The organism is Kosakonia sp. HypNH10 (genome assembly GCF_029850615.1).
GTDB classification, from domain to species: domain Bacteria; phylum Pseudomonadota; class Gammaproteobacteria; order Enterobacterales; family Enterobacteriaceae; genus Kosakonia; species Kosakonia cowanii.
The window spans coordinates 563,731-582,000 of sequence record NZ_JAOTIU010000001.1; the positions used below are offsets into that span (position 1 = coordinate 563,731).

General features: G+C 54.4%; 14 protein-coding genes. 4 read left to right on the plus strand and 10 right to left on the minus strand.

Going from position 1 to position 18,270, the window contains the following annotated elements; genetic code table 11:
• Nucleotides 1-31: 31 nt before the first annotated feature.
• The 6 genes from rpsA to N7V53_RS02845 form a co-directional block, all read right to left on the minus strand.
• On the minus strand, nt 32-1,705 hold the full coding sequence (gene rpsA, locus N7V53_RS02820) for a 30S ribosomal protein S1 (RefSeq protein ID WP_023481457.1): 1,674 nt from the start codon (nt 1,703-1,705) through the stop codon (nt 32-34).
• Between the two features lie 116 nt (nt 1,706-1,821).
• On the minus strand, nt 1,822-2,505 hold the full coding sequence (cmk, locus tag N7V53_RS02825) for a (d)CMP kinase (protein WP_023481374.1): 684 nt from the start codon (nt 2,503-2,505) through the stop codon (nt 1,822-1,824).
• 163 nt (nt 2,506-2,668) lie between these two features.
• Nucleotides 2,669-3,436, minus strand: coding sequence for a M48 family metallopeptidase (locus N7V53_RS02830; RefSeq protein WP_023481474.1), 768 nt, complete (start codon nt 3,434-3,436; stop codon nt 2,669-2,671).
• A 133-nt stretch (nt 3,437-3,569) separates the two neighbouring features.
• Nucleotides 3,570-4,853 (minus strand): 3-phosphoshikimate 1-carboxyvinyltransferase, encoded by a 1,284-nt coding sequence (aroA, locus tag N7V53_RS02835; protein ID WP_279791962.1) that lies wholly within the window; start codon nt 4,851-4,853, stop codon nt 3,570-3,572.
• A gap of 66 nt (nt 4,854-4,919) precedes the next feature.
• Nucleotides 4,920-6,005, minus strand: a complete 1,086-nt coding sequence (gene serC, locus N7V53_RS02840; protein WP_023481286.1) for a 3-phosphoserine/phosphohydroxythreonine transaminase — start codon at nt 6,003-6,005, stop codon at nt 4,920-4,922.
• 162 nt (nt 6,006-6,167) lie between these two features.
• Nucleotides 6,168-6,860 (minus strand): DUF421 domain-containing protein, encoded by a 693-nt coding sequence (locus N7V53_RS02845; RefSeq protein WP_023481687.1) that lies wholly within the window; start codon nt 6,858-6,860, stop codon nt 6,168-6,170.
• A 137-nt stretch (nt 6,861-6,997) separates the two neighbouring features.
• On the opposite strand from N7V53_RS02845, the gene ycaO reads away from it, so the two are divergent.
• The 4 genes from ycaO (at nt 6,998) to pflA (ending at nt 13,288) form a co-directional block, all read left to right on the plus strand.
• Entirely contained in the window at nt 6,998-8,758 is a 1,761-nt protein-coding gene (ycaO, locus tag N7V53_RS02850) for a 30S ribosomal protein S12 methylthiotransferase accessory factor YcaO (RefSeq protein WP_279791965.1), read from the plus strand.
• A 405-nt stretch (nt 8,759-9,163) separates the two neighbouring features.
• On the plus strand, nt 9,164-10,021 hold the full coding sequence (gene focA, locus N7V53_RS02855) for a formate transporter FocA (RefSeq protein ID WP_270220603.1): 858 nt from the start codon (nt 9,164-9,166) through the stop codon (nt 10,019-10,021).
• A gap of 51 nt (nt 10,022-10,072) precedes the next feature.
• Nucleotides 10,073-12,355, plus strand: a complete 2,283-nt coding sequence (gene pflB / locus N7V53_RS02860; protein ID WP_023481517.1) for a formate C-acetyltransferase — start codon at nt 10,073-10,075, stop codon at nt 12,353-12,355.
• A gap of 192 nt (nt 12,356-12,547) precedes the next feature.
• Nucleotides 12,548-13,288, plus strand: coding sequence for a pyruvate formate lyase 1-activating protein (gene pflA / locus N7V53_RS02865; RefSeq protein ID WP_023481584.1), 741 nt, complete (start codon nt 12,548-12,550; stop codon nt 13,286-13,288).
• A 75-nt stretch (nt 13,289-13,363) separates the two neighbouring features.
• On the opposite strand, the gene N7V53_RS02870 is transcribed toward pflA, so the two are convergent.
• The 4 genes from N7V53_RS02870 to lolA form a co-directional block, all read right to left on the minus strand.
• Entirely contained in the window at nt 13,364-14,512 is a 1,149-nt protein-coding gene (locus N7V53_RS02870; protein WP_279791969.1) for an MFS transporter, read from the minus strand.
• Between the two features lie 299 nt (nt 14,513-14,811).
• Nucleotides 14,812-16,104: a serine--tRNA ligase gene (gene serS / locus N7V53_RS02875; RefSeq protein ID WP_054803087.1), complete on the minus strand. Its 1,293-nt coding sequence runs from the start codon at nt 16,102-16,104 to the stop codon at nt 14,812-14,814.
• Between the two features lie 92 nt (nt 16,105-16,196).
• Complete coding sequence (locus N7V53_RS02880) at nt 16,197-17,540, minus strand: replication-associated recombination protein A (protein WP_054803086.1); 1,344 nt, start codon at nt 17,538-17,540, stop codon at nt 16,197-16,199.
• A gap of 9 nt (nt 17,541-17,549) precedes the next feature.
• A complete protein-coding gene (gene lolA, locus N7V53_RS02885) occupies nt 17,550-18,161 on the minus strand; it encodes an outer membrane lipoprotein chaperone LolA (RefSeq protein WP_094420343.1) in 612 nt (203 codons plus the stop codon).
• Nucleotides 18,162-18,270: the final 109 nt, after the last annotated feature.

The window sequence follows — 18,270 nt, forward strand, 5'->3', positions numbered from 1 at the left end:
CGCTACAGCGCAAATGAGACAGCGTACTTGATTACTCGCCTTTAGCTGCTTTGAAAGCTTCAGCCATAGCGTTAGAGAAGTTGCCTTCTTCCTGTTTGTTGTTAACAGAAGCGATTGCATCTTTCTCGTCAGCTTCGTCTTTCGCACGAACAGACAGGCTAACTACGCGGTTTTTACGGTCAACGCCGGTGAATTTAGCTTCAACATCGTCGCCAACATTCAGAACCAGAGTTGCGTCTTCAACGCGGTCACGGGAAGCTTCAGAAGCGCGCAGGTAACCTTCAACGCCGTCAGCCAGTTCTACGGTTGCGCCTTTAGCGTCAACTGCAGTGACTTTACCGTTTACGATTGCGCCTTTCTTGTTCAGTGCAACGTAGTTGTTGAACGGATCTTCTGCGAGCTGTTTAACACCCAGGGAGATACGCTCACGCTCTGCGTCAACCTGCAGAACAACGGCTGCGATTTCGTCGCCTTTTTTGTATTCACGAACTGCTTCTTCGCCTGCAACGTTCCAGGAGATGTCAGACAGGTGAACCAGGCCGTCGATACCGCCGTCCAGGCCGATGAAGATACCAAAGTCAGTGATAGACTTGATTTTACCTTCAACGCGGTCGCCCTTGTTGTGGGTTTCAGCGAACTGCTGCCACGGGTTGGATTTGCACTGCTTCAGGCCCAGGGAGATACGACGACGTTCTTCGTCGATATCCAGAACCATAACTTCCACTACGTCGCCAACGTTAACAACTTTGGACGGGTGGATGTTTTTGTTGGTCCAATCCATTTCGGAAACGTGAACCAGGCCTTCAACGCCTTCTTCGATTTCAACGAAGCAGCCGTAGTCGGTCAGGTTGGTCACGCGGCCAGTCAGCTTGGTACCTTCCGGGTAGCGTTTAGCGATAGCAACCCACGGATCTTCGCCCAGCTGTTTCAGGCCCAGGGATACACGGGTACGCTCGCGATCGAACTTCAGCACTTTAACAGTGATTTCGTCGCCAACGTTTACGATTTCGCTCGGATGCTTAACGCGTTTCCATGCCATATCAGTGATATGCAGCAGGCCGTCAACGCCGCCCAGATCAACGAATGCACCGTAGTCAGTGAGGTTCTTAACGATACCTTTAACTTCCATGCCTTCCTGCAGGTTTTCCAGCAGCTGATCGCGCTCTGCGCTGTTTTCGGATTCGATAACCGCACGACGGGAAACAACAACGTTGTTACGCTTCTGGTCAAGCTTGATTACTTTGAATTCAAGCTCTTTGCCTTCCAGGTGCAGAGTGTCACGGACCGGACGAACGTCTACCAGGGAACCCGGCAGGAACGCACGAATACCGTTGAGCTCAACAGTGAAGCCGCCCTTGACTTTGCCGTTGATAACACCGGTAACAGTTTCTGCGTCTTCGTAAGCTTTTTCCAGCGTGATCCAAGCTTCGTGACGTTTCGCTTTCTCACGGGACAGCAGGGTTTCACCGAAGCCGTCTTCTACTGCATCCAGAGCAACGTCAACTTCGTCACCAACCTGGATTTCCAGCTCGCCCTGGGCGTTTTTGAACTGCTCAGCCGGAATGGCGGACTCAGATTTCAGACCGGCGTCAACCAGTACGATATCTTTGTCGATAGCAACAACAACACCGCGGACAATGGAACCCGGGCGGGTTTCGATTTCTTTCAGGGACTCTTCAAAGAGTTGAGCAAAAGATTCAGTCATATTGATAATCTTCAGGATTCTTCAATTTAACGTCCACCTGGCTTCATGCCGGATGGGGTTGTTTCACATGCCTGCTCACAATCCATTGCAGCAGGGGGTACTACGAATTCGGTCGCTTATGCGAGAGCCAACTTTTGGCGGGCGTATTGTAGCGCTTTTTCAATCACTTGCTCAATGCTTAAGCGGGTAGAATCCAGCACTAAAGCATCGGCAGCGGGAACCAGCGGTGCAACAGGACGATTACGATCGCGGTCGTCTCGTTCCTTTATCTCAGCCAAAAGGCGTTCAAAGTTAACACTAAAGCCCTTCTCCTGCAACTGTAGCATGCGGCGATGCGCACGCTCGTCCGCCGAGGCGTCGAGGAAAATTTTTACCGGCGCATCGGGGAAAACCACCGTGCCCATATCGCGGCCATCGGCAATAAGACCGGGCGCTTCACGGAAGGCGCGCTGGCGACGCAACAGCGCCTCACGCACGCGCGGGAACGCAGCAATCTGCGACGCGGCATTAGCCACTTCCTGAGTACGAATTTCGCCGCTGACATCTTCGCCTTCGAGGATCACTTCCAGATGACCGTCGGTTGAGACAAAACGCACATCCAGGTGCACGGCGAGCGGCACCAGTACATCTTCCGAAGAGACATCAACGTGATGATGCAGTGCGGCCAGCGCCAGCACACGATAAATTGCGCCTGAATCTAACAGATGCCATTGCAACGCTTCCGCCATTGCCTTGCAAAGCGTGCCTTTTCCCGCACCGCTTGGCCCATCAATGGTGATTACCGGGGCAATTGCCGTCATCTTTTTCTCCTTAATCAAGGCATATCGTTATATAACGCCGCGCATTATACGCGCCAACGCGCACGAAAGTTACTGCTGCGTGCGAATAACGGAAGAGTATGAGGCTGAGTGTAGATTAATTGCGCGGGAGTACGGGCTGATTTGCACCAGCCCGGAATAAAACTTACTTCTTGCTATCTGCGGCGATACGGTCGCGGATATGCTTCGCACGCTCGGCTGACGGCGGGTGAGAATCAAACATTGATTTCTCAGAACCGGCATCAAGCTTCGCCAGCTTGTCAAAGCTGGTGACCAGACCCTGACGGCTGATGTTACGTTTTTTCAGCAGATCGTAGGAGAAATCATCCGCTGCGGACTCCTGGCTACGGGAGAAGGCAGAGTTGATCAGGTTCTCACCCAGATCGCCCAGCTGAGACTGGGAGAGCTGTGCACCTGCCGCGCTGCTGGCGGAGATCGCATCACGCGCGGCCAGTGTGGCGTACGCGGTTTGCATCGCTTTACGGCTATGACCCAGCGCAACGTGGCCCATTTCATGGCCCAGAACCGCTTCAACTTCGTTGTTGGTCATCATGTCCATCAGACCGCTATAGACACGGATACAGCCGTTCGCCATCGCCCACGCGTTCACTTCTTTAGTCATATAGACTTTGTAAGTGACCGGCGTGCCATCGATGTTGTTGCCCAGCGCTTTAGCAATCTTGTTCAGACGCTTCGCGTAGGTGCTCGATGCAGGCGCGATGGTGTTTTGCTTGTCCATCTCAGCACATGACTGCTCAGAAAGCGTTTTCACATCCGCGTCGCTCAGCGTCGCCGCTTTATAAGCAGACATACCGGATTTGGTCAGCGCATCCGTATCAATACCACCCATGTTCTTACAACCAGAGACCAGCGTTGCTGCTACGAGGCAGCTAAAAATCATTGTTTTTTTCATTGACAGTCCATGTATTAACTAACTGAATTGAGGGAAAGAGTCCCGCGCAGATGGTAGCACAGCGCAGCGGCTTTTCACCCTCTCAACAATGGCGGGTAACTGGCCCCGCAGAGGATGCGGGGCGGTAAGAATATCAGGCAGGCGTACTGATACGCGCTAACTGCTCGAAGTAATCCGGGAAGGTTTTCGCCGTGCATTTCGGATCGAGAATGGTGACCGGCGTATCCGACAGCGCCACCAGCGAGAAACACATCGCCATGCGGTGATCGTTATAGGTGCCAATCTCTGCAACCTGCAGCGCGGCCGGCGGGGTCACGCGAATAAAGTCTTCGCCCTCCTCCACCGTTGCGCCCACTTTACGCAGCTCCGTCGCCATGGCGAAGAGGCGATCGGTCTCCTTCACGCGCCAGTTGTAGATATTACGCAGCGTGGTGGTGCCTTTCGCGAAGAGCGCCGAGGTGGCGATGGTCATCGCCGCATCGGGAATGTGGTTCATGTCCATATCGATGGCGTTCAGTTCGCCACGCGAGCAGGAAATATAGTCCTCGCCCCAGACTACGGTCGCGCCCATTTTTTCCAGCACGTCGGCGAAACGAATATCGCCCTGCACGCTATTACGGCCAATACCGGTCACCTTGACCGTCCCGCCCTTAATGGCCGCCGCCGCAAGGAAGTAGGAGGCCGAAGAGGCATCGCCTTCAACCAGGTAGTGGCCCGGCGACTGGTAGTGCTGCCCGCCACGCACGACAAAACGCTGGTACTGCTGGTTATCAATGTCAACGCCAAAAGTTTTCATCAGATGCAGAGTAATGTCGATATAGGGTTTCGACACCAGATCGCCTTTGATGGTGATCACCGTATCCTGCGGTGCCAGCGGCGCGGTCATCAGCAGCGCGGTTAAGAACTGGCTGGAGACGCTGCCATCAACGCTCACTTCGCCGCCGTTAAACCCGCCGCGCAGGCGCAGAGGCGGATAGTGCTCCTGCTCAAGGTAATCAATCTTCGCCCCGCCCTGACGCAGCGCGTCAACGAGATGGCCAATCGGGCGCTCTTTCATGCGCGGCTCGCCGGTCAACACCACATCGCCGTCGCCAAGGCAGAGCGCGGCGGCCAGCGGACGCATTGCCGTGCCGGCATTACCGAGGAATAACTCAACTCTTTCTGCCGCCTTCAGCGGGCCACCCACGCCGGTCACTTCACAGCGTGTGCGATCGGCTGACAGCGTATAGTGAACCCCCAGCGTAGTCAGGGCATTGAGCATATGGCGAACATCGTCGCTGTCCAGCAGGTTGGTCAGCACGGTAGTGCCACGGGCAAATGCGGCAAGCAGCAAGGCGCGGTTTGAAACACTCTTTGAACCAGGCAGATTGATGGTGCCATCCACGCGCGCGATGGGTTGTAACGTCAGGGATTCCATGAAACTTCACTCTCTACGGACAAAATAAAACCCCGCAGCGGGGCTACGGGGATCGTCATTACTGCATTAACCGTGACGGCGTTCGAACTCAACCATAAAGTCCGTCAGCGCCTGCACGCCCGCCAGCGGCATGGCGTTATAGATGGAAGCACGCATGCCGCCCACCACACGGTGGCCTTTCAGCGCGTGCAGACCAGCTGCGAAGGACTCTTCGAGGAAGAGTTTATCGAGCGCGCTGTCAGCCAGTTGGAAAGGCACGTTCATGCGCGAGCGGTTCGCCTTAGCCACATCGTTACGGTAGAAATCACTACCGTCGATCACGCCATACAGCAGATCGGCTTTTTGCTGGTTGATGCGGTCCATTGCCGCCACGCCACCCTGCTGCTTCAGCCATTTAAATACCAGGCCGGAGAGGTACCAGGCAAAGGTCGGCGGGGTGTTGAACATTGAATCGTTATCGTTAAGCACGCTGTAATCAAGAATCGACGGGCAGGACTGGTGCGCTTTACCGAGCAGATCTTCACGTACAATCACCAGCGTTAATCCTGCCGGGCCAATGTTTTTCTGCGCACCGGCGTAGATCACGCCAAAGCGGCTGACATCAAGCGGAGCAGAAAGAATGGTAGAGGAGAAATCCGCAGCCACTACTACATCGCCAAAGTCCGGCGTTTCGTCAATGGCAATGCCGTCGATAGTTTCGTTCGGGCAGTAGTGCAGATAGGCTGCGTTGTCGCTCAGCTGCCAGTCGCGCATCGGTTTAACCGCGCGCAGGCCGTCGAGAGTGGTTTTGGCATCAATGACGTTTGGCGTGCAGTACTTCTTCGCCTCTTTGACTGCGCTGGCCGCCCAGTAACCGGCATCGACATAATCCGCCGTGGTTTTATCACCCAGCAGATTGAGCGGAACGCCAGCGAACTGGCCGCGCCCGCCGCCGTGACAAAACAGCACTTTATAGTTGGAGGGGATATTGAGCAGATCGCGAAAATCCTTTTCTGCCTCTTCCGCCACCTGGATAAACTCTTTGCCACGGTGGCTGATTTCCATCACCGACGTGCCGAGACCTTGCCAGTCGCATAACTCCTGCTGAGCCTGCTTAAGCACATCCGCCGGTAATACGGCCGGGCCAGAACTAAAATTGAAAACCTGCGTCATTTCCCCTTACCACCCTATAAAGCAAAACGTTTTTCCTGTGACATCGGTTTTATCATTCACCGCCACAGGCCGCAACGAGTAATCAGAGGCAGGGGAAAGTTGTGCGTCCCATCACATAGCAGAATGTTTTGTCAGTCGAAAGCAGTTCCGATAAAAACCCTGTTATGTGACGCGAATCGCCCTGCTGGCCTTCGACCATTCCGGATTTGCGCAGCGCGGGCAGGCTTTTTTTTCACCCGCCTGCAACGCAGAAATTTTACTGCAGCGGACGCAAACATAATCGCCCGCTTCCGGCACGGTGATAAAACGCTCGCTGCACCCCTCTGGCAGAATGCACAACCCGGGTTTGACCTCTTCATCAATGTAGTAATAGACGCTGAGCTGACCGTTGGTCTCCATGATCGCCAGCCGCACCTGCCCGAGCTGTTCGACGCCGCTGTTGCGCAGCTCCATAAAGAACTCAAACTCTGTCATGTTCTCTTTATGCAGCCTCTCCCACTCCAGCTCGCCCTCTTTAATAATGACGATCGGCTTACCCTCCAGCAGATCCTCCAGCTTTTCGCTGTGCGACATCAGCCACATCACCAGACGGTAAAGCAGCGCGAGAGTAATAAAGACCACCAGCACCGGCAGCATGGGGACATCATCATAGAACGCGACGTCGCCCGCCGCCGAACCGAGAGTCAAAATAATCAACACTTCAAACAACGACATCTGCCGTACGCCGCGTCGGCCGGTGATTTTAAGGAACAGAAAAACCAGCACAAAGGTGTAGAGACTGCGGAGCGCTACTTCGCCCAGAAATTCGAGGGGAACTTTGTCGAGCGCCATGCGATGCAGGTCAAACGCTTTCATTTTTATTGCCTTAACAGTGAGTTACTCCTGATAAGCATAGCCAGAACTTTTATTTTCGCCGCACCACGAAGGACGATAGCGCCTGCCACGTAAAACCCGTATCATTGCGCGCTTTACGTACGAAAAAAGTGACCGCCATGACCCAAACATTTATCCCCGGTAAAGACGCCGCGCTGGAAGACTCCATCGCCCGCTTTCAGCAGAAACTGACCGATCTCGGTTTCAATATTGAAGAGGCCTCCTGGCTAAACCCTGTGCCAAACGTCTGGTCGGTGCATATCCGCGATAAAGAGTGCGCGCTCTGCTTTACCAATGGTAAAGGTGCCACGAAGAAAGCGGCGCTGGCCTCCGCGCTCGGCGAATATTTCGAACGTCTCTCCACCAACTACTTCTTTGCTGATTTCTGGCTTGGCGACGCCATTGCCCAGGGGCCGTTTGTCCACTATCCGAATGAGAAGTGGTTCCCGCTGCCGGAAGATGACTCGCTGCCGGAAGGCATTCTCGATGCGCGTCTGCGCGCCTACTACGATCCGGAAAACGAACTGGCCGCCGGTATGCTGATTGATCTGCAATCCGGTAATGAAGAGCGCGGGATCTGCGCCCTGCCGTTTACCCGCCAGTCGGATGAGCAGACGGTCTATATCCCGATGAATATCGTCGGCAACCTCTATGTCTCCAACGGCATGTCAGCGGGCAACACCCGTAACGAAGCGCGCGTGCAGGGGCTGTCTGAAGTTTTCGAACGTCACATTAAAAACCGCATTATCGCCGAGAGCATCAGCCTGCCGGAGATCCCGCAGGAGGTGCTGGCGCGCTATCCGGGCGTGGTCGAAGCGATTGCCAAACTGGAAGCGGAAGGTTTCCCCATCTTTGCCTACGACGGCTCGCTGGGCGGTAACTATCCGGTGATCTGCGTGGTGCTGTTCAACCCGGCGAATGGTACCTGCTTCGCCTCGTTTGGCGCGCACCCGGACTTCGGCGTGGCGCTGGAGCGTACGGTTACGGAACTGCTGCAGGGCCGCGGTCTGAAGGATCTGGATGTCTTTACCCCGCCGACCTTCGATGATGAAGAAGTGGCAGAACACGCCAACCTTGAAACGCACTTTATCGACTCAAGCGGTCTCATCTCCTGGGATCTGTTTAAACAGGATGCCGATTATCCGTTTGTCGACTGGAGCTTTGCTGGCACCACGGAAGAGGAGTTCGCGACGCTGATGAGTATCTTCCAGAAGGAAGATAAAGAGGTTTACATCGCGGATTACGAGCACCTGGGCGTCTACGCCTGCCGTATTCTGGTGCCGGGCATGTCGGATATCTATCCGGCGGAAGATCTGTGGCTGGCGAATAACACCATGGGTACGCACCTGCGCGAAACTATCCTCTCCCTGCCTGGCAGCGAGTGGGATAAAGAGGCCTATCTCGATCTTATCGCCCAACTGGATGATGAAGGTCACGATGACTTTACGCGCGTGCGTGAGCTGCTGGGTCTGGCAACGGGCAAAGATAACGGCTGGTACACCCTGCGCATTGGCGAACTGAAAGCGATGCTAGCGCTGGCGGGCGGCGATCTCGATCAGGCACTGGCCTGGACCGAGTGGACGATTGAGTTTAACGCCTCAATCTTCAGCCCTGAGCGCGCCAACTACTACCGCTGCCTGCAAACGCTGCTCCTGCTGGCGCAGGAAGAGGAGCGCCAACCGCTGCAATACCTTAACGCCTTTGTGCGCATGTATGGCGCACAGGCCGTGGAAGCCGCCAGTGCCGCCCTCAGCGGTGAAGCGTCGTTTTACGATCTGCAGCCTGCCGACGGCACCCTGCAGGCATTCCCGGCTCATCAGTCGCTGTTAGCCGCTTACGAAAAATTACAACGTGCGAAAGTCGCTTACTGGTCTAAGTAACGATAAATAACACTACAACCGGTAGGCTTATTCGCAAGTCTACGCTATATTACGGGGCAATTTTATTGCCCCTTTTTTATTATATTTTGCTGATGAATCTTAAATGTAATATTTAAGTTAACCGCGGGTGAATATAATTATATTTTCAGCGTTAACATTGTTACTTCTAATAGCAATTACTCCATATTAATTAACCATTAACGGAGGAGTGCACAAAAAAATTCAACGCTTCTTATAAATTTTAAAATTTATTTTTATTTTGATAATCAACACGTTACTCCGCTTTAGCAGAAAAACCATACGCTTTGCGGTCCTATAAGCCAGGCGAGATATGATCCATATCAATTTGTCTTCTATAATGCTTTGTTAGTATCTCGTCGCCGACTTAATAAAGAGAGAGTTAGTGTGAAAGCTGACAACCCTTTTGATCTTATACTTCCAGCAGAGATGGCCAAAGTGGCCGAAGAGGCTGGTGTCTATAAAGCGACTAAACATCCGCTTAAGACCTTCTACCTGGCGATCACCGCCGGTGTGTTTATCTCCATTGCGTTCGTTTTCTATATAACGGCTACCACCGGTACAGCAACGATGCCTTACGGCATTGCTAAACTTATCGGCGGCATCTGTTTCTCACTTGGGTTGATTCTCTGCATTATCTGCGGCGCCGACCTCTTTACCTCCACGGTGCTGATTGTTGTGGCAAAAGCCAGCGGGCGCATCACCTGGGGGCAACTGGCTCGAAACTGGATCAACGTTTACGTTGGTAACCTGGTGGGTGCGCTGCTCTTCGTCTTATTAATGTGGCTCTCCGGCGAATATATGGTCGCCAACGGCGGCTGGGGCTTAAACGTATTGCAGACCGCCGACCACAAGGTGCACCACACCTTCGTCGAAGCGGTGGCGTTAGGTATCCTCGCGAACCTGATGGTCTGCATGGCGGTATGGATGAGTTACTCCGGCCGCAGCCTGATGGATAAAGCAATGATTATGGTGCTGCCGGTTGCGATGTTTGTCGCCAGCGGTTTTGAGCACAGTATCGCGAACATGTTTATGATCCCGATGGGCATCGTGATTCGCAACTTTGCAAGCCCGGAGTTCTGGACCGCCGTAGGTTCCAGCCCGGAAAGTTTTTCTCACCTGACCGTAATGAACTTTATTACCGATAACCTGATCCCGGTAACAATCGGGAACATCATCGGTGGAGGCTTACTGGTCGGGTTGACATACTGGGTCATTTACCTGCGTGGCAACGATCACCACTAAAGATCGTTTCAGGCAGTAAATAAAAAATCCACTTAAGAAGGTAGGTGTTACATGTCCGAACTTAACGAAAAATTAGCCGCAGCCTGGGAAGGTTTTACTCAAGGTGAATGGCAAAACGCTGTAAACGTACGTGATTTTATCCAGAAAAACTACACTCCGTACGAAGGTGACGAGTCCTTCCTGGCGGGCGCCACTGACGCGACCACCAAGCTGTGGGACAAAGTCATGGAAGGCGTGAAACTGGAAAACCGCACGCATGCGCCAGTTGATTTCGACACCTCCGTTGCTTCCACTATCACTTCTCATGATGCAGGGTACATCAACAAGCAGCTTGAGAAGATCGTTGGTCTGCAGACCGAAGCACCGCTGAAACGCGCGATCATCCCGTTTGGCGGCATCAAAATGGTTGAAGGTTCCTGCAAAGCGTACAACCGCGAACTGGACCCGCAGCTGAAAAAAATCTTCACCGAATACCGTAAAACCCACAACCAGGGCGTATTCGATGTTTACACCAAAGATATCCTGAACTGCCGTAAATCTGGCGTGCTGACCGGTCTGCCGGACGCCTACGGCCGTGGTCGTATCATCGGTGACTACCGTCGCGTTGCGCTGTACGGTATCGACTTCCTGATGAAAGACAAATATGCCCAGTTCCAGTCTCTGCAGTCTGACCTGGAAAACGGCGTAAACCTGGAAGCGACTATCCGTCTGCGCGAAGAGATTGCTGAACAGCACCGCGCGCTGGGTCAGATCAAAGAGATGGCAGCAAAATATGGCTGCGATATCTCCGGTCCGGCAACCACCGCTCAGGAAGCAATTCAGTGGACCTACTTCGGCTACCTGGCCGCGGTTAAGTCTCAGAACGGCGCTGCAATGTCCTTCGGTCGCGTCTCCACCTTCCTGGACGTTTACATTGAACGTGACCTGAAAGCGGGCAAAATCACCGAGCAGGACGCACAGGAAATGATTGACCACCTGGTCATGAAACTGCGTATGGTCCGCTTCCTGCGTACTCCTGAGTATGATGAACTCTTCTCTGGCGACCCGATTTGGGCAACTGAATCTATCGGTGGTATGGGCGTTGATGGCCGTACTCTGGTTTCCAAAAACAGCTTCCGCTTCCTGAACACCCTTTACACCATGGGGCCGTCTCCGGAGCCGAACATCACCGTTCTGTGGTCTGAAAAACTGCCGCTGAACTTCAAAAAATTCGCTGCTAAAGTCTCCATCGACACCTCTTCTCTGCAATATGAGAACGATGACCTGATGCGTCCGGACTTCAACAACGATGACTACGCGATTGCCTGCTGCGTAAGCCCGATGGTTGTCGGCAAACAGATGCAGTTCTTCGGTGCCCGTGCAAACCTGGCGAAAACCATGCTGTACGCTATCAACGGCGGCGTGGATGAAAAACTGAAAATGCAGGTAGGTCCGAAATCTGAACCTATCAAAGGCGACCTGCTGAAGTTCGACGAAGTGATGGAACGTATGGATCACTTTATGGACTGGCTGGCTAAACAGTATGTCACCGCCCTGAACGTTATCCACTACATGCACGACAAGTACAGCTACGAAGCCTCTCTGATGGCGCTGCACGATCGTGACGTAGTTCGCACCATGGCTTGCGGTATCGCTGGTCTGTCAGTTGCCGCTGACTCCCTGTCTGCTATCAAATATGCGAAAGTTAAACCGATTCGTGACGAAGACGGTCTGGCTATCGACTTCGAAATCGAAGGCGAATACCCGCAGTTTGGTAACAACGACGCCCGCGTCGATGACATGGCGGTTGACCTGGTAGAACGTTTCATGAAGAAAATTCAGAAACTGACCACCTACCGCAACGCGATCCCGACTCAGTCGGTTCTGACCATCACCTCTAACGTTGTGTATGGTAAGAAAACCGGTAACACCCCGGATGGTCGTCGCGCTGGTGCACCGTTTGGACCGGGTGCTAACCCGATGCACGGCCGTGACCAGAAAGGTGCTGTTGCCTCTCTGACCTCCGTTGCAAAACTGCCGTTTGCCTACGCGAAAGATGGTATCTCTTACACCTTCTCTATCGTGCCGAACGCGCTGGGTAAAGATGATGAAGTGCGTAAAACTAACCTCGCAGGCCTGATGGATGGTTACTTCCACCATGAAGCCTCAATCGAAGGTGGTCAGCACCTCAACGTCAACGTCATGAACCGCGAAATGCTGCTCGACGCGATGGAAAACCCGGAGAAATATCCGCAGCTGACCATCCGCGTTTCCGGTTACGCTGTACGCTTTAACTCCCTGACTAAAGAGCAGCAGCAGGACGTGATTACCCGTACTTTCACCCAGACCATGTAATGGTATTGGCTGAAAGAAGCTTGTAAAAAGCGTACACTAAAGGCTCCACGTCTGTGGGGCCTTTTTCACAACCACAGCCTGCTTCGTCAGCCATCTGTTTACCGGATGCCTGCCAAAACAGACTTAGTGCAGAAGGAATGAAACTGCACAGACACAGGCCCCGGATGGGCCACATCTGGAGAAAACACCGCAATGTCAGCTATTGGTCGCATACACTCCTTCGAATCCTGCGGTACGGTCGACGGCCCGGGCATCCGCTTTATTACCTTCTTTCAGGGCTGCCTGATGCGCTGCCTTTACTGCCATAACCGTGATACCTGGGATACCCATGGCGGTAAAGAGATCACCGTTGAAGAGCTGATGAAAGACGTGGTGGCCTATCGCCATTTTATGAATGCTTCCGGCGGCGGTGTGACTGCCTCGGGCGGCGAAGCGATTTTGCAGGCGGAGTTCGTCCGTGACTGGTTCCGCGCCTGTAAAAAAGAGGGTATTCACACCTGCCTTGATACCAACGGCTTTGTTCGCCGCTACGATCCGGTGATCGATGAGTTGCTGGAGGTCACCGATCTGGTGATGCTCGATCTGAAACAGATGAATGATGAGATCCACCAGAATCTGGTCGGCGTCTCCAACCATCGCACGCTGGAGTTCGCCCAGTATCTGGCGAAGAAAGGGATTAAGGTCTGGATCCGCTACGTCGTCGTGCCGGGCTGGTCAGATGATGACGACTCCGCGCACCGTCTCGGCGAGTTTACCCGCGACATGGGCAACGTCGAGAAAATCGAACTGCTGCCCTACCATGAGCTTGGCAAACACAAATGGGTGGCGATGGGCGAAGAGTACAAGCTGGATGGCATTCACCCGCCGAAGAAAGAGACCATGGAGCGCGTGAAAGGGATCCTCGAGCAGTACGGCCATAAAGTGATGTATTGAGCCGCGAAACGAATAAAAAAGCCACAACGTTATGTTGTGGCTTTTTTGTTGTCTGCCGGATGAGCCGGAGAACCGTCAGGCGTGTGCCACCGGCGTCGGGTGGTGGCCCGCTTTGCGCATCAGCATCACCAGGTAGACCAGCGATACGCCAGCAATCATCACAAACAGCAGGTTGTCAGAGTAGCTCTGCATCAGCATAGAAGTGAGCGTCGGCCCCAGCAGGCTGCCAATGGTATAGCTCAGCAGCAGCGCCTGATTCATTGCCACCAGTTGATGGTGTTCAACTTTTTCACAGGCCCAGGCCATTGCCACCGGGTAGAGAGTAAAGCCTGCCGTGCCCAGCACAAACAGCGCCGGTGCCATTGCCGCGTTGCTCAGCATGCCGAAGCAGCCGATGATCACCACAAAGACCTGCACGCGGAGCACCAGCAAGCGACCAAAGCGGTCGGCGATGCGGCCAATCGGCCACTGACCGATGATCCCTGCACTGACCATCAGCGCCATCCAGAAACCAATGCCGGAGTCGCTTACGCCCTGATGCGACAGATAGAGCGGCATCAGGCCATAGAGCGAGCCGAGGATAATCCCGGAGATGATGCAGCCATTAACGCCAAGGCGCGCCTGACGCAGACGCAGCATCGGCCAGATTGAAGAAGCCACCTGCTCTTCGCTGTGCTGATTAACGATACGCGTAAAGAGCAGCGGCAGCATTGCCGCCAGCACCATACCGGTAACCCACGGCAGCACGCTCATCAGTTCGGTTGGCAGTTTGCTGACCATCAGTTGGCCAAGCACGGTGCCGATATAGTAAACCATCATATAGGCCGCCAGCAGGCGACCACGGTTTTGAGAGGTGCCGCTGGACATCAGCGCGCTCTCCACCACCACCCAAATCATGGCGCAGCCGACGCCGGCGATAAAACGCCAAATCATCCAGCTCCAGAAACCCACCATCAGCCCTAACCCGACGCAGCCTGCGGCGAAAATCAGCGACGCGATGTAGTAGCTGCGGTTAAAGCCCATCTGGCGGATCAGTCGACCGGTCAGTAATGTGCCCAGCAGGTTGCCGGTGAAATAGGAGGAGCCAACCATGCCGACCTGCCAGGTAGGCAGATTTTCATGGGCGAGCCAAAGGGGCACGAGCGTGTTCAGCGTCGCGATAGCCAGGGTCAACAGCATCAGGCCACAGAGCAATAAAAGCACTGGCCGGGTATAGGTGGTCATGGGTTAAAACCGTGAGGAAGTTCAGATTGCGTGCGCATCATGCCACCGGCAAAAACATTGTCAATCCACTGTTTTTCGCCAGCGAGCGCTTTTTATCGACGACGATTTGTAAAACTTATCCTCTTTGCCACTTAGCGCGTACCGCCGCGTTATATCTCGTTGATAAAAAACCATTAATTAATAACCAGTGCCAATATTTCAGTTGAAAAAATTCATGAAGATTAATGGTTGAGACGCACGAAAAAAGACAATAAAAAAAGCGCCCGCAGGCGCTTTTAAAATGTGCTGTATCGGCAAGATTAACCGATGTACTCCAGCCCGTTCATATAAGGGCGCAGTACTTCCGGCACCTCAATGCGGCCATCGGCCTGCTGGTAGTTTTCCAGCACCGCAACCAGCGTACGGCCTACTGCCAGACCAGAGCCGTTCAGGGTATGCACCAGACGGGTTTTCTTGTCGGACTTGCTGCGGCAGCGTGCCTGCATGCGGCGCGCCTGGAAATCCCAGACGTTGGAGCAGGAGGAAATTTCGCGGTAGGTGCCCTGCGCCGGAACCCACACTTCGAGATCGTAGGTTTTGCAGGCACCAAAGCCCATATCGCCGGTGCAGAGCAGCACTTTGCGGTAAGGCAGACCGAGCAGCTGCAGCACTTTCTCTGCATGCCCGGTAATCTCTTCCAGCGCCGCCATGGAATCTTCCGGGCGAACCACCTGAACCAGTTCGACTTTATCAAACTGGTGCATACGGATCAGACCACGCGTGTCGCGACCGTAAGATCCCGCTTCAGAGCGGAAGCACGGTGTATGCGCGGTCATTTTGATCGGCAGACTCTCTTCATCGATAATTTCATCGCGCACGAGGTTGGTCAGCGGCACTTCCGCGGTCGGGATCAGCGCGTAGTTGCTGCTGTCGGACTCCTCTTCCAGCGGACGGGTATGGAACAGGTCGCCGGCAAACTTCGGCAGCTGGCCGGTACCGTACAGGGTGTCGTGGTTAACCAGGTACGGCACGTAGTTTTCCGCGTAGCCGTGCTGCTCAGTGTGCAGATCAAGCATGAACTGCGCCAGCGCGCGGTGCATACGGGCGATCTGCCCTTTCATCACCACGAAACGGGAGCCGGTCAGCTTCACCGCAGCGGCAAAATCCAGGCCGCTGTGCATTTCACCGAGAGTGACGTGATCGCGGATCTCGAAATCAAACTGGCGCGGTGTGCCCCAGCGGCTGACTTCAACGTTATCATTCTCGTCACGGCCAACCGGTACGCTGTCATCAGGCAGGTTCGGAATGGTCAGCGCGATATCGCGGATCTCAGCCAGCAGCGTTTCCAGCTCGGCTTTCGCCGCGTCCAGCTCTTCACCCAGCTTGTTCACTTCCAGGCGTAATGGCTCGATATCTTCCCCGCGTGCTTTCGCCTGGCCGATGGATTTCGATCGTGAGTTACGCTCTGCCTGCAGATTTTCAGTATTGACCTGCAGGACTTTACGACGCTCTTCGAGCGCGCGTAATTTCTCTACGTCCAGCTTAAAGCCCCGGCGTGCCAGTTTTTCAGCGACTGCGTCTGGCTCGGTACGCAGCAGATTGGGATCGAGCATGCTTTTCCTGTGCTTATCGAATTGAAATAAAAGGAACCCGACCGCAGAGTGCGATCGAGGGTATGAGCCGTAACCTTACCGCAACGCCCGCACTAGCGGTAGCGTTTTATAGGGCTTTTATGATCCTGTTCAGCGAGCCAGGCGAGCTTTTCGCCAATCTTGCCTTCAAGACCTCTGTTCGTCGGCTGATAGTAGCGCGTTTCTGCCATTTCCTGCGGGAAATACTCCTCCCCGGCGGCAAAGGCATTGGGCTCATCGTGGGCATAGCGATACTCCTGCCCGTAACCCATCTCCTTCATCAATTTGGTCGGTGCGTTGCGCAGATGCGGCGGCACATCATAATCGGGGCGCTGTCGCGCATCGGCCATCGCAGCCTTGAAAGCTTTATAGACGGCGTTACTTTTCGGTGCACAGGCCAGGTAGACAATCGCCTGCGCAATGGCGCGCTCTCCTTCAGCCGGGCCAACGCGGGTAAAGCAGTCCCAGGCTGAGATAGCGACCTGCATAGCGCGCGGATCGGCATTGCCGACATCTTCGGAAGCGATTGCCAGGCAGCGGCGTGCAACATAGAGCGGATCGCCGCCAGCCGAGATAATGCGCGCATACCAGTAGAGCGCAGCGTCCGGCGCGCTTCCGCGCACCGATTTGTGCAGCGCGGAGATGAGATCGTAAAAACGGTCGCCTTTATTATCAAAGCGCGCGCTACGCTCACCGGCAATCTCGGTAAGCAACTCAGGGTTGAGCACACGCTTGCCGCTCTTATCGAGCTCGGCCATGTCCGCCATCATCTCAAGCGTGTTGAGCGCCCGGCGCGCATCGCCGCCTACCAGCTCGGCAATCGCCAGCCGGGTTTCGTCCGGCAAAACGATATCCTGGCCGCCGTAGCCGCGCGCTTTATCTTCCATCGCCTGCGTCAATACCAGTTCAATATCCTCGGTGGTGAGGGATTTGAGCAGGTAAACGCGCGCGCGGGAGAGCAGTGCGGAGTTGAGTTCAAATGAAGGGTTTTCGGTGGTCGCGCCGATAAAGGTGATGGTGCCGTCTTCAATATGCGGCAGAAAAGCATCCTGCTGGCTCTTGTTGAAACGGTGGACTTCATCGACAAACAGAATGGTGCGGCGTCCGGCATTGCGATTCTGGCGGGCGCGCTCTATAGCTTCACGGATCTCTTTAACGCCGGAGGTGACCGCAGAGATGCGCTCGACATCAGCATCGGCATAGCGCGCAATCACTTCCGCCAGCGTGGTTTTGCCGGTGCCCGGCGGTCCCCAGAGGATCATCGAGTGCAGATGACCGGCTTCGATGGCGCGTGGCAGGGGTTTGCCCGGAGCCAGCAGGTGCTGCTGACCAATGTACTGCGCTAAATTTTCTGGCCGCATACGCGCGGCCAGAGGTTGAAACGTGTTCTCGGAAAAATCGAGCGACATGTTACTCATGCACGCCTCTTACTTGCGTTGATCGTCAACCGTTACGCCCTGCGGCGGGGTAAAGGTGAATTTCGATGCATCGACAGCGCCGTTCTGCTGCGCTTTCAGCTGATAGCTGCTGCGCTGGTCATCCTGTTCGATGGCGCTGAACTGATGGATGGTGCCGTCGCGGCCGACATTGATGGTGAACTGTTTCAGGTTACCGTTGCTGCTTTTTGGCGTCAGTTCAAAATCATCGCCCTTCTGCGCAATGTTGTACTGCTGCCAGTCGCTGGTCTGGTTACGGGCAATCAGCATAAACGGCGTGTTGCTGGTAGCATCTTTCAGCCAGGTTGCCGTCGCCTGTTCAACAAACGGGTTGTAGAACCACAGCGTTTTGCCGTCGGAAACCAGTACGCTCTCGTCAGGCTGGGTCATATGCCAGTTAAACAGGTTCGGGCGTTTAACCCACAAATCACCCTGGCCTTCCTGTACCGCAGCGCCGCTGCCGTCGGTCACTTTCTGGGTAAAGCTGGCGTGGAAACTGCTGACTTTATCGAGGCGGCTTTTCAGATCGCTTGCCGCGTCAGCCCAGACATTGCTGACCACTAAGGAGCCCATCAGTGCACAAACCATGGCGATTTTTTTCATTGTCATTCCTCTGATACGTCACTCCCGACGTGGGAGAATCCTTCTGTCACTCTAGAAAGCGAAACGCCAGAGTGACAGAAGAAAAAACTGAATTTGCAGTATTTACCTA